Genomic DNA, 12,425 nt, shown 5'->3' with positions numbered 1-12,425 from the left:
GTGAGCAGGTTTCGGGAGATAAGAAAACTTATTTCTAAATATTATCAAAGCATTAGATTTGATTTCCTGCTAAATTTGATCCGCAAAATACTATCGAGATTGATATCCAGACGTTCAGCGTCTCCTCATCAAATATGACTGGTTGAACCAGGAATGAGTCGGCAAATCTGTTGGTTTTGCAGTTCTATCCGATGGGATCGATGGTAATGTTCAACCGTTTGGCTTCGATGCCAGAGTAAAATTTCTCACTTTCTTGCGGACGCTTCAGAACTCCGTCGATCGATCAAACAAGCCCATTTTTATGTCTGTGAGACTGGAGAGGGATTTTAACCGCTGTACACGATGAAGGCGCCCACAGTTGAGAAGCGTAGTGAACGCGGAATTTTTGAAGAAGCATTTCCGGGTGAAACGCACGAGCGATTTTGGCGTTTCGGAAGCTGGTAGGCCTTCTCGGTTAAGCTTGTGTTCTACGTTACTGTTATTAAGCAAGCAGCTTTCAGAATGTTAGGAAACACATCTTCTCTGCCGTCTATGTAGCTGTAAGGGCGGTAAGGATCGGTACTGCTTGGAAGTTAATCTGCCAGACCCCCAAAAGACCTATACCGCGACCGCAATTCCGTGCGCGCAACGCGGCGGAGAGACATTCAAAAGCTGAGAAAATTCACGCACCAATTGGCGTTTGGGGTCTTGCCGGCAATCAGGTCCACTCGGGGTAATTTCAGTATTCAGAATTTGAGGCGAGACAACAGTAAGTGGCCATACGGGTAGGGACGGGTTCTACATATCGCTTGTTGTGATTTCTGGTCAGATGGAATGCTTACAATGGCGCCGCCCCGATCCACATGATCAGTCCCGGGATCTGGACCACCTGACAATAAGGTTGGCAACGATGGGTGCGCCGATGATTACCAGAACGATCCGCGTCAGGTGGTGGGTGATAACAAAGCCAAGATCCGCGCCCGAAACGATGGCCAAAACCGTCATTTCGGCCTGCCCGCCGGGGGCGAAAGCAAGGAAAGCCTCGATCGGCTGACCAAAGCCCAACGTGGTGACAACGGCGGTGAAGGCGGCTGCCAGCAGGGCGAGGACAATGACGTAGGCGAAACCCGCAGCTACAACCCGGCGCAATTCGACCCACGTGACGCCAACAAATTTCACACCGATTCCGCAACCAATGAAAAATTGTGCCGCCAATATCGCTTCGCGCGGTGGGCGGGTGTGAATGAAATCGCCCAGTGACAGCGCCGCCGTCAGGATCATCGGGCCAAGGATAGACGCCCCGAATAATCCGATCCGCTCGCCGCCTTTCCAGCCGATAAAGGCGGCCAGAACCATCAGTGCCAATTCATGTATCGGTAGGTCTCGCGCGGGTTCTCCGATCGGGTTGGTGAGCTGGGCGTCGTAAAACACGGTCAAAAACAGCGGGGCCAGCGTCACGATGATCAGAACACGCGTGCCGTGGATCAGAGACAAGGTTCGCGGATTGGCGCCAGCCTCAGTGCCGAAGATGATCATATCCTGTAATCCTCCGGGCATGGCTGCGTAGAAGGCCGTTGTGGCGTCAAAGCCCCAGACCTTGCGGAAGAATGGCACTCCGACCAGCGCGATTAGCAGAATAAAAAATGGGATCAGCGCAATCGACGCCGCCATTTTTGGCAATTCTACAAACAGGGCCGGGGTAATCGACGCCCCCACCGCCACGCCCAGTATGGTGCGTGCCGCAACCGAGACCTGACCAAGCCCTTCCATAGGGGCATGAGCTAAGGCTGCAATCAAACATGCGCTCATCGGGCCGAACAGAAAGGGCAGCGGCAGACCCAATGCCCAGAACACCCCGGTGCCCAGAAGTGCGAGGCCCAGTGTGACGGCCCGCTTGGTCAGTGATGAGAGTGTATTGGTCCGGGTGGGCAAGGCACGTATTCCAGCGTTGTTGACTCGCTATGTATCCAAGTGTATGCAATTGGATGCAAGAAGACAAGCGAGTGTGTGATGACGGTTCAGGACGACCCCTTACAGCCCGGCCCGCAAGGCCAATCCGCGTATCAACGCCTTTTGGATGAGATTCGCGAAGGTACCCTTCTGCCTGGTGAACGCCTGCGCGAGACTGAGCTCTCCGAGCGGCTGAGTGTCAGCCGGACTCCTATCCGCGAGGCGATACGGCAGTTGGAGGCTGACGGGTTGGTCACCCACATTCCGCGGCAGGGCGCGACCGTTCGCAGTTTGGATTATGCGGAGATCATGGAGCTTTATGAGATGCGTGCTGTTCTTGAGGGGACCGCTGCGCGGCTGGCGGCGCGTGCGGCGTCGGATGTGGAACTGGATGAGTTGGACATATTGAATGACCGCCTGGCCGAGGCCGGTACCGGCCCCGATGCGGCCCAAATCAACAGGGTTTTTCATGCAACGCTTCTGGATGCCGCCAAGAACCGGTTTCTGGCGAAATCCATGTTGTCCCTGCAAAAGGCACTGTTGATCCTTGGACCTTCGCAACTGCTAGACAGCGAGCGATCCGAGGCCGCAGTGGCAGAGCATCGGCGCATCATGGCCGCTTTGAAAGCCCGTGACGGTTCTGCGGCCGAGACGGAAATGCGCGCGCATATTCAAGCTGCACAAAGGATGCGAATTCGCGCCTTGCAGGAACGCGACCGCTCAATCGACGAACACCAATAGGTAGACAGGTTATGGCCACCCAAAAGGAAGCTTGCGATATCGTTGTCATTGGCGGCGGCAATGCTGCGCTCTGTGCCGCGATGACCGCCGCCAAGGCAGGCGCCCGCGTTCTGATCCTCGAAACGGCACCGAAACCTTACCGTGGTGGAAACTCGCGCCACACGCGCAACTTTCGGTGCATGCACGCATCTCCTCTGGGCCCGTTGATCGAGGAATATAGCGAAGACGAGTACCTGTCGGACCTGCTCAAGGTCACCGGCGGCAAAACCGACGAGCATTTGGCGCGCCTGGCGATCCGCACGTCAGAGGAATGCCTGCCGTGGATGGAAGAACACGGAGTTCGGTTCCAGCCATCGCTTTCAGGGACATTGTCGCTGGCGCGGACCAATGCCTTTTTCATGGGGGGCGGCAAGTCGTTGGTGAACGCGTATTACAGAACTGCGGCGGCCCTGGGCGTTGATGTGCTGTATGAGGCCGCGGTTACGCATCTGGAATTGAACGGCGACCAGATCGAGTGGGTTGATTACACCTTTGAAGGTCAGTCTCATCGCATCACTCCGAAAGCGGTCATTGTCGCCTCGGGCGGGTTTCAGGCCGATACGGACTGGCTGACCCGGGCATGGGGTGAGCCTGCAAAGAACTTCCTGATCCGGGGTACGCCTTACAACCGGGGTGTGGTCCTGGCCGACCTTTTGGATCAAGGCGTCGAAAGCGTTGGCGACCCGACCCAATGCCACGCGGTCGCCATCGACGGGCGCGCGCCGAAATTCGATGGCGGCATCGTCACCCGTCTGGATTGTGTGCCGTTTTCAATCGTCGTGAACAAGAATGCCGAGCGGTTCTATGACGAGGGCGAGGATGTTTGGCCCAAGCGGTATGCGATCTGGGGTCGTCTGGTCGCTGCCCAGCCAGAACAGGTGGGCTATGTGATCATTGATGCCAAGTCGCTGAACCTGTTCATGCCCTCCGTATTCCCGCCGCTGAAGGCAGATACGTTGGAAGAATTGGCAGAGATGATGGGTCTGCCTGCGGACAAGCTGACCGCAACGGTCAGCGAGTTCAATGCGGCCTGCGGCGACACCAGTGGCTTTCACCCGACTGAACTGGACGCGGTCGCGACCTCGGGCATCACGCCGCCCAAGACCAACTGGGCCCGCCCAATCACCGAACCGCCCTTCTATGGCTACTCGCTGCGCACCGGTGTGACCTTCACCTACCTCGGGCTGAAAGTTGACGACACAGCGCAGTGCTCGACCCCTAACGGCAAGATCAAGAACCTATGGGCGGCCGGCGAGACCATGGCCGGGTCGATCCTGGGGCAAGGCTACCTGGCCGGTTTCGGCATGACCATTGGAACCGTTTTTGGACGCATCGCAGGACGTGAGGCCGCCGCTTATGCAAACTGATCTTATTCAAGAAGCCCGCCGTCAGGCAGAGATCTGCAACGCCTGCCGGTATTGCGAGGGCTATTGCTCGGTCTTTCCGTCGTTGCACGCCGAACGCGCGTTTTCCGATGGGGACATCACGCAATTGGCTAACCTGTGCCACAACTGCCGGGGTTGCTATTACGCCTGTCAGTATACGGCTCCGCACGAGTTTGACCTCAACTTTCCGAAAGCTCTGGCCGAGGTGCGGCGGGACAGTTGGGAAAGTTTCGCATGGCCGCAGCCGCTGGCGCGCCGGTTCCACACTCAAGGTGGAGCTATAGCGCTGGCGCTTGTGATCGGATTTGCACTGCTGTTCTGGGCAATACGCGCCGTCGGTTCCAGCGGAGGGGAGGGGTTCTACGCCGTTCTGTCGCACAATGCGATGGTCGCGATCTTTGCTCCGGCATTCTTACTGCCGCTCTTTAGCATAGCCATCAGCCTAAGGCGTTATTGGGTCGAAGTTGGCGGCAAACCCATCCGAAAGGCTGATCTGGTGACAGCCTTCAACCGCGCCGGCAGGATGCAGGATCTCGCCGCAGGCCATGGCGAGGGTTGCAATTTCGAGGATGAAGATCGGTTCAGTCAGGGTCGACGTCACATTCATCAGGCCATCATGTATGGGTTCCTGCTGTGCTTTGCGTCCACATCGGTAGCGACGATCATGCATTATGGTTTCGGGATGCACGCACCTTACGGGTTTTGGTCTTTGCCCAAACTGTTCGGAATTTCCGGTGGCATTCTGTTGACGGTCGGATGCGGTGCGATGGCTATGCTTAAACAAAAGTCCGACCGCGACCTCGGCGACCCGTCGGCATGGGGCGGGGATATCGGCTTCATCCTGTTGCTTGGCTTTGTTGGGCTAAGCGGGTTGATCCTTTATGCCCTCGGATCAACGGCCCTGATGCCTGCGCTTCTTGCCGTCCATCTTGGTTCGGTTCTGACATTCTTCCTGCTGATGCCGTATACTAAAATGGCGCATGGGTTTTATCGTATGGCCGCTCTTGTCCGGGATGCTCAAAGGAAGCGGGGCGCTTAGGTTAATTGCGACACCGTTGAATGGCTTGCAATCGATGCCTCAAAGGGCGTCGATTGTTTGTTTCCAGCTCAGCCCTTGCAAAAAGCCCAATCGTGACAGACACCGCAACCTTGCGAAGCTCCTCGGCCGTGGGTGATTGGGATCGTCCCCGAAAAGTTACGATCCCAAGTTTTCGGCGAATTGTGGGCTTGGAAGTCGGGATGACCGCCAGTTCAAGGTCTGTTCGCGAAAAACGGACCAGGGAACGGATGACTGCGTTACCGATGCCTTTCCGCCCCTTTGCTCTACCGCTGTTGTTCGAAACCTGTCGTTTAGACGGCTGCTTTCAGATGCGCGTAGCTGGCCGCGAAGCGTCCGAACTTATGTGCCCCGCATGTGACGCCCTCATAGCGGCGCGGATTTTCGTCCGAGATACATGTGTCCAGGGGCGTGAACACCGCATCATAGTCTGCATCAATGAAGAACGGGATCGAATAGCGTTCGCGACCCGATGTGTTGATGACCCGATGCATGTTGGCCAGATAGACATCATTGGTCAGACGTTGGATTAGGTCTCCGATATTGATCACGAAAGTTCCGGGGATCGGAGATCCCTCGACCCAGTTGCCTTCGCGGTTCATCACCTGAAGACCACCGACGTCGTCCTGAGCCAGAATGGTCAGGTTTCCATAATCGGTGTGTGCACCGATACCGATAATCTTTTCGTCAATCATGCCGTTTTGCGGTGGGTAGTGCAGCAGGCGTTGGATGCTGATCGGGTTTTGCATCAGGCTTTCGAAGTGGGTTTCCGGCAGGTCCAGGCTCAAGGCGATACCGCCCAGCAACTGTTTCGACAACGCGACCATCTTCTGGTGATAGCCGTAAATCAATTCCTGAAATTTAGGCAGTGCATCCGTCCATTGATTGGGGCCGAAGAACGGGCCCTCTAATGTTTCACGCTCGGGCCCAATGTCGAAACACTCTTTCAGGTCTTTGGTCTTGGTCGGGTCGGTGTTTTCTCCGTAGGGTTCGATATAGCCGCGAAGCGCCACGTCCGAGTTGCTGACATGCAGCTTCATCTTGTCTTCCAGCGGCAGGTCGAAAAAGCGGCGCGTGACGTCGAAGACCTGATCGACGAAGTCCTGCGCAATGCCGTGGTTCTTCACATACATGAAGCCGGCGTTCGACAGTGCCCAGCGAATTTCCTTCGCTACCTTGTGTTTGTCGCTGCCGTCCAGCAACGGAGCGATGTCGATCACAGGGAGTTTGTCGAAGGATTCACGCTTTGCACGCAGCTTGTCATCCAGTTGAGCAACGAGATCTTGTGCCATTGGGGTTCTCTTTTCCATCCTGAGAGAGGCCTGATTGCACGTGCAATCTGACAGGGGTCGGCCCTTTTTCAATATTTCAAAATTTCGAAGTGAGATGAATAGAATTCATCCTAATGTTCGTGCCCCGCTTCCTGTTATTGTTCCAAGGGCACATAAAAGGCTCTAAAACTGTCAATAAAATATACAATAACTAGCAAAGTTTGAGGATTTTCTTTTCTGAGGTGCGCGCTCACGATTGTAGTACGCTTTAGTATACAACACCTAATGTGGCGACCCTAAGGCTGAGCGCGCCTTGTCGCGCTCTAACTCCGACCGGAAGGGGCGACTATCGAGACCCAACCGGTCAAGCCGTTCGTTTTTTGAGGCTCTTCAACACGGTGCCACAAGAATCAATCAGCTCTTTCAACTCGGCGCCATAGTTTTCAGTGCCAGACTGCAAAAGTGCTTCGACAGATTTTGCCATGTTGGCAAGTTCATTTTCGCCAAAGCTCGAAACGCTGCCGGATACTCGATGTACAAGGAACTCGATCCGATCCCGATCCCCCTGCTTCTGCGCTTTCTTCAGCTGCGTGTGGCAATCTTCCAGTGAGTCTCTGAAGGCCAGAAAGACCTGTTCCATTTCTTCGCCACTCAGGAACTTGCTCAGGCGCGCCTTGGTGGCTTCTGACCCTTTGGACACGAATGGCTTGTCCGAGGGGTGTTTATCTATCGACGCCCGGATCGCGCCGTACAGAACACGTTCGTCCAGCGGCTTGGAGACGACGGCGTCGAACCCTGCTGCCGTATACTCATCAAGGTCTTCGGGCATCACGTTTGCTGTCACGGCGATGGTCGCGATGGTCTTTTCGGGGCGCTTGGCCTTGGCAATCCCTTTGAGGTCGCGCGCGAGTTGAACGCCCGTCGTATCGGGAAGGCGGATATCTGTCAGAATGCAATCAACGTCATCTGGTCGGAACAGTTCTTTTGCATCACGGCCGTTGGCTGCGGCGGTGACCTCATGCCCATCCCGCTCCAACAGGCTTTTGAGAATCTCCATGCTGGTGGGATCGTCTTCGACAATCAGAACGTTCTGTTGCTTGCCCACAGTAACGGCCAGTCCTGCGGCATCGGATTGGGGCGACGGCGCCGGGGCGGCCTGGAACGGGACTACCACCCGGAAAACCGTGCCTTCACCCAGGCTGCTTTTGACGGACACTTGCCCTTCCAGTGAGGTCACAAGCCCGCGCACGATCGAAAGCCCCAGCCCGGTTCCCCCTATTTTGCGGGAGTCAATGTTCGATGCCTGCGTGAAGGGTTCGAATATGCTGGCTACCTGATCCTCGGGCACCCCGATCCCGGTGTCGCTGACCGTGAAGGCAACGGACTGTTTCGATTGCTCGAACGACAAGGTCACCGAGCCCTCATGGGTGAATTTCACCGCATTGCCCAGAAGGTTCAGCAAGATGTGCCTCAGATGTCCGCTATTGCCGCTGAGGTAAACCCCATCGTCGAACTGAGGGATGATTAGTTGCAGGTTTTTCGAACGGGCCAGCGGGCGCAGAACGGCCTCAAGGTCCTGAAGGATTTCGGACAGGTTGAAGGTCTGAAATTCGTGATCTTCGGCCTTTTCTTCCAGCCTTGCGATGTTCAGAACGTCGTCGATGAGATTTCTCATCGCCAGGCTCGAGCGTTCGATTTCGTCCAGCCGCTGATCCAGCGACGCGCGGTCTTGCGGCATCAGCTTGATCAGCCGGATGTTCCCGACGATGCCGTTCAGCGGTGTGCGAAGCTCATGGCTCGCGGTTGCCAGAAACTGCGATTTTGCTTCATTTGCTTTTTCCGCGTCATTGCGCGCTTTTTCAAGATAGACGCTTTGCACAAAGTTTGCCCGCAACGTCCTTTCCGAGAAAAACTTGGCATAAAGGCCAATCAGAACAGTCGAGCACAGGACAAAGGAAGGGCCGATCCAGGTGTCGATACCGCTGCCGGAATTATCAAACACCAGATAGTAGGAGACCGGGATGAAAAGCATAAGTTGCAGCGCTGCCGAGTGAGAAAACACAAAAGGCAGAAAAACTGTTCCCGCCAAACTGATCAAAGCAAAGCGGTACAGGAAATCTTTGGACGCATGGTCGCCCGAAAACGCAAACGCGGCCCAGATCGCCAGGTACATCATGGTCCAACCAACCGAAATGATGATGGGCAGCGTGCGAGCCGGAAGCTTGTGAGAGAAAAAGAAAAGTCCAAAGATAAACGAGATGATGAACAGTCTGGCCCCCCAGACAGCCAAATCCTGTCCCGAGAATGATCGCCCGTTCAGTACAAAGACTTCAAGAAAGGCGTAAACGACATAGAAGGACGCCCCGAACAACAAAGCCGTCCTGAATTGGCCGCGCGTGGATTCGAAATACCACTCGCGGTATTTGCCCTCGACGGTCTTATCAACGAAGTTCTGGGTGACCGCATTGATGGGTTCGTCATATATGTAGGCGCGGGCTTTCAACTTCGCACTAGCCCCAGCCGATAGCCGACGCCATGGACAGTTGAGATGATCTTGGGTCCATCTTGTCCGCTGGACAGCTTTTTACGGATTTTCGCGACCAATGCGTCGATTGTGCGCTCGCCGGCGTCATGATCCGGCGACAGGGCAACCGCGTCCAACAGAACCGCGCGGGACAACACCCGCCCGTTCGCATTGACGATCGCCATCAACACATCGAATTCAGCGCGTGTAAATGGTGTTGTTTCCAGCCGTTCGTTCCAAACTTGCCTTGTGTCGAGGTCAATTTCCACTTCGCCAAGGCGCACCCGGGTCTCCCGGCGCGGGGCCGACGCATGGGCGTTCGTCCGCCGCAAAACCGCGTTGATGCGGGACAAAAGCTCATCAGGATCAAAAGGTTTGGTGAGGTAGTCGTCGCCCCCAATGTCCAACCCGCTGATCTTGTCGCTGGCGCTATCTCTGGAGGACACAAAAATGATGGGGGGATGGGCCGATTTGGCACGCATCGAACGGGCCAGAACCAGCCCGTCTTCGTCTGGCAGACCCAGATCGAGCAGAGCAATATCAACAGGTTTTGAGGCAAGGACCGCGCGGGCCTCTGCCACGTTCGAGGCCTGCAGGACACTGAAATGAGGTCTGAGAAGTGCGGACGTCAAAGCAAGCAGTGACGGGTCATCTTCTACCAACAGTACATTCAGCTTTTTCAAGTTCCAGTCCCCGACACTGTATTTCGATACGCGATTTCACATGAATGGACGTCGCGGCTCACTGTGCTCTAACCCCTTTTTGGAATATGTATCCCGTAAGGCACAAGCCTAGCGTGCGCTAAACCAGCCGCTGTTAATATCTCATTAACATTTGCGTTGCGGCTTGTTGACAATATGCAAGTAGCCTGCGGTGCAAATACCTTATTTGGTGGTGCACAAATGCTGAACACATCGTTTTCAATTATTGAACCTGTTGATTATCCCGAAATGCCTGAACCGCTGAGCCCCTGGAAGAACCTTGGTTCTATGGGTGTTCTCGACATGACCAGAGACGATCCGGCGGTTGTAAAGAGATTCCCGACCCGGCCTGCCAAGGCCCAGTCGGATCAGGGCAACCTGATCGACCAGACCTTCCAAGAGAACATTTCGCGCAACGCAGACGACAGTGAAAACGACAGTCTTCTGATCACGATCATGATGACTGACGTTGTGAACTCGACCGAAATAATCGCACGCCTTGGCGACGCGAAATGGCGGGACATCATGGATTGTCTTGATGCAGCCGCGATCCGGACGGTTGCCAGGCACGATGGCTCGCTTATCAAGCTGATGGGCGATGGGCTGCTGGCAGCATTCCCAAGACCCAGCGCCGCAATCGCATGTGCCCGCGAGTTTCAGGCCGAGGCCAAAAAATCGGGCCTCAAGATCCGCACCGGGGTTCACGCGGGCGAATGCCTGCGAACTGTGAACGACGTAACAGGGATTGCGATTGCAATTGCGGCCCGTGTTCTCAGCCTCACACCGGGCGGGCATGTCTGGGTGTCCAGCACTGTCCGCGACCTGGTTCTTGGGTCAGGTCTGGAATTTTCCAAAGTAGGGCCAAAGACATTGAAGGGGCTGTCAGAAGAATGGGTTCTTTACCAACTGGCTGAGGAAGACACGGCTTAGGGCGAGTGTCGGTTTGGGTTTTCGCCTTTCAAATGCTCGAGGGGGGTCTGAATGTTCAAAGTTGAACGCCTTCAGATCGCAAGTGCGATGAGAGGAGAAATGGTGATGCGCGGGTGAACGGGTTGTTCGGGTCCTAGAGTGTTCTTTTATGTCTACCGTTCACCCTGCGCAGCACGTTCCATAGTGGCCAGGACTTCACGAACAGGAATTCCCGCAGCGGCGTGAAGACGATTATCATCACGATCCCCAGCGAGAACAGGCACCAGATCGCGGGCATTTCCGTGGGGCTGGAAGCCGTGGCCCAGGCCAAGGTCGGTCCGACCAACAGCTGAAAGCCCGCCACTTTCCAAGCTCCAAACAGGGCCGGAAGTATGAACATCACGGTAAAGTAGACTGGGAAATTCAGATCGTATTGTCGTCCGAATATCGTGGCGGGCAGCCGTTCTCCCAGATCATTCAAGGGTAAGTGCCAGCCGATATGCCAACTTTCCTTCTTCACGCACAAATGGTCGCTGCACAACAGCCGACCGGGTCTGCACGCACCGGCCCACTCGAAGGGGTAGATTTGTATCAACAGATACGCTCCGGTCAGCGCCCCGACGATCAAAACGACCGGCATGATTATTCGGCGCACATCGCTGGGGATGAAGTAAAGCGCAAGGATACAGGTAAACAACGGCTGGAACGCGATGTGTATATAGGCCAGCAAGGCTGCGACCTGGTTCTGGGGCAGGGCGCACTGGCCTTCGACCGAGTAGGAGTATCCCTGCAGCACTTCGATGGCCGTGAAATATACCAGCGGCGACCAGAGCAAAGCGCTGTCGCCCTGACGTATTGCTTTTACGGTGGCGACGACCCCGACTGCGGCGATAGTATATGAAGCTGGTCCACTCCAACACATTGTTCTATCAATTTCCGAAACTTACCATGCCGGGGTCAGTATGCATTCGTTGAACCGCCAAGAAAGGCCTTTTTTGATTGATGAGGTTCTGGACGATTTCGCAAGGTTCGATTTTCCGCTGAAAGACATCTGGCTCAGCGCGGCCCGGTTCCATTATCACAATCTGGCCCCTGAAATTTCGGCGTTGCCGTCGGGTGCCCGCGCGCTTGAAATCGGCTGCGGTGCCGGAATCCTGTTGACTTTGCTGGGGCAAGAGAACCCAAATATCAACCTGGAAGGGATCGAACCCTTTGCCGAAGGGTTCGAGACGATGGAAGGCGTTTTGCAACATGCCCAGGGGCTGGGGACGCGAATTCATCGGTCCACCTACGAGGATTATGCCCCCTCACAGGCCTACGATTTGGTCTATCTGGTCAATGTGCTCGAGCATCTTCCGGATTGGCGGCACTTTCTGGATACGCTTCCACGGTTCCTGAAACCGAAAGGGCGGTGTCTGGTGCTGTGCCCCAACTATGGCTTTCCCTATGAGCCGCATTTCAACATTCCCGTTGTTGGTTCAAAGGCAACGACCGGCCGAATGTTCAGACGTCGCATTGACTGGGTCGAGAACACCTATGAGGTGCACGGCCTTTGGAACAGCCTGAACTTTGTCCGCCTGTCTCAGATCAAGCAGCACCTGTCGGGGTCGCAGCTGAAATTGCGTGTGCGTCACGAGATAACGGATCGGATGATCGACCGGTTCAACACTGATCCCGTGTTCCAGAAGCATATCGGAGTGTTCAACAAGGTTGGGCGCGCCGCAAAGACCCTTGGCCTTACACAAGTGTTTCGCCTCGGGCCTTGCGAGAACCTTCAGCCTTACGTGTTTTTAGAGTTTTGCCGCGCGTCCGAGTGACAATCGGGGATGTTATGGCGCCAAGGTGGGTGGGATTCCAATTGACCATAAG

General features: G+C 55.4%; 10 protein-coding genes. 5 read left to right on the top strand and 5 right to left on the bottom strand.

What is annotated here, in order from left to right; translation table 11 throughout:
* Positions 1-846: 846 nt before the first annotated feature.
* The gene (locus GOX63_RS18360; protein WP_170546722.1) at positions 847-1,911 is read right to left on the bottom strand and encodes an AbrB family transcriptional regulator; all 1,065 of its coding nucleotides are present in this window, start codon (positions 1,909-1,911) and stop codon (positions 847-849) included.
* A gap of 78 nt (positions 1,912-1,989) precedes the next feature.
* Between GOX63_RS18360 and GOX63_RS18355 the strand changes: the two genes are divergently transcribed.
* From GOX63_RS18355 to tcuB, 3 genes are read left to right on the top strand one after another with little or no spacing between them, the layout of a single operon-like run.
* Complete coding sequence (locus tag GOX63_RS18355; protein WP_170327640.1) at positions 1,990-2,670, top strand: GntR family transcriptional regulator; 681 nt, start codon at positions 1,990-1,992, stop codon at positions 2,668-2,670.
* Positions 2,671-2,681: 11 nt separating this feature from the next.
* Positions 2,682-4,076 carry an FAD-dependent tricarballylate dehydrogenase TcuA gene (gene tcuA, locus GOX63_RS18350; RefSeq protein WP_170327641.1) on the top strand — a complete coding sequence of 465 codons (1,395 nt, stop codon included), beginning with the start codon at positions 2,682-2,684 and terminating at the stop codon, positions 4,074-4,076.
* A complete protein-coding gene (gene tcuB, locus GOX63_RS18345) occupies positions 4,066-5,133 on the top strand; it encodes a tricarballylate utilization 4Fe-4S protein TcuB (RefSeq protein WP_170327642.1) in 1,068 nt (355 codons plus the stop codon). The genes tcuA and tcuB overlap by 11 nt, the downstream gene beginning before the upstream one ends.
* Positions 5,134-5,444: 311 nt before the next feature.
* Here tcuB and GOX63_RS18340 read toward each other — a convergent pair whose 3' ends face one another.
* The 3 genes from GOX63_RS18340 to GOX63_RS18330 all read right to left on the bottom strand — a co-directional run bounded on the left by GOX63_RS18340 (position 5,445) and on the right by GOX63_RS18330 (position 9,629).
* Entirely contained in the window at positions 5,445-6,443 is a 999-nt protein-coding gene (locus tag GOX63_RS18340; protein WP_170546719.1) for an isopenicillin N synthase family dioxygenase, read from the bottom strand.
* A gap of 343 nt (positions 6,444-6,786) precedes the next feature.
* Complete coding sequence (locus GOX63_RS18335; protein WP_170327644.1) at positions 6,787-8,925, bottom strand: ATP-binding protein; 2,139 nt, start codon at positions 8,923-8,925, stop codon at positions 6,787-6,789.
* Complete coding sequence (locus GOX63_RS18330) at positions 8,922-9,629, bottom strand: response regulator transcription factor (protein ID WP_170327645.1); 708 nt, start codon at positions 9,627-9,629, stop codon at positions 8,922-8,924. The genes GOX63_RS18335 and GOX63_RS18330 overlap by 4 nt, the downstream gene beginning before the upstream one ends.
* A 321-nt stretch (positions 9,630-9,950) precedes the next feature.
* Here GOX63_RS18330 and GOX63_RS18325 point away from each other — a divergent pair, with 321 nt between their 5' ends.
* A complete protein-coding gene (locus tag GOX63_RS18325; RefSeq protein ID WP_170327646.1) occupies positions 9,951-10,577 on the top strand; it encodes an adenylate/guanylate cyclase domain-containing protein in 627 nt (208 codons plus the stop codon).
* 133 nt (positions 10,578-10,710) lie between these two features.
* Here GOX63_RS18325 and GOX63_RS18320 read toward each other — a convergent pair whose 3' ends face one another.
* The gene (locus tag GOX63_RS18320; protein ID WP_170327647.1) at positions 10,711-11,478 is read right to left on the bottom strand and encodes a DUF5765 domain-containing protein; all 768 of its coding nucleotides are present in this window, start codon (positions 11,476-11,478) and stop codon (positions 10,711-10,713) included.
* 73 nt (positions 11,479-11,551) lie between these two features.
* Between GOX63_RS18320 and GOX63_RS18315 the strand changes: the two genes are divergently transcribed.
* Positions 11,552-12,373, top strand: coding sequence for a class I SAM-dependent methyltransferase (locus GOX63_RS18315; protein ID WP_170327648.1), 822 nt, complete (start codon positions 11,552-11,554; stop codon positions 12,371-12,373).
* Positions 12,374-12,425 lie beyond the last annotated feature (52 nt).

It is taken from the genome of Ruegeria arenilitoris (genome assembly GCF_013031355.1).
Classification (GTDB): domain Bacteria; phylum Pseudomonadota; class Alphaproteobacteria; order Rhodobacterales; family Rhodobacteraceae; genus Ruegeria; species Ruegeria arenilitoris_C.
Note: the sequence above shows the minus strand (reverse complement) of the source record. Positions and strands in the feature narration are given on the sequence as shown.

What these genes read in the sequence shown, in the direction of transcription:
- GOX63_RS18320 (WP_170327647.1), bottom strand. Translation starts at nt 11,478, where the DNA reads ATGTGTTGGAGTGGACCAGCTTCATATACTATCGCCGCAGTCGGGGTC.
- GOX63_RS18325 (WP_170327646.1), top strand. Translation starts at nt 9,951, where the DNA reads ATGACCAGAGACGATCCGGCGGTTGTAAAGAGATTCCCGACCCGGCCT.
- GOX63_RS18355 (WP_170327640.1), top strand. Translation starts at nt 1,990, where the DNA reads ATGACGGTTCAGGACGACCCCTTACAGCCCGGCCCGCAAGGCCAATCC.
- tcuA (WP_170327641.1), top strand. Translation starts at nt 2,682, where the DNA reads ATGGCCACCCAAAAGGAAGCTTGCGATATCGTTGTCATTGGCGGCGGC.
- tcuB (WP_170327642.1), top strand. Translation starts at nt 4,066, where the DNA reads ATGCAAACTGATCTTATTCAAGAAGCCCGCCGTCAGGCAGAGATCTGC.
- GOX63_RS18340 (WP_170546719.1), bottom strand. Translation starts at nt 6,443, where the DNA reads ATGGCACAAGATCTCGTTGCTCAACTGGATGACAAGCTGCGTGCAAAG.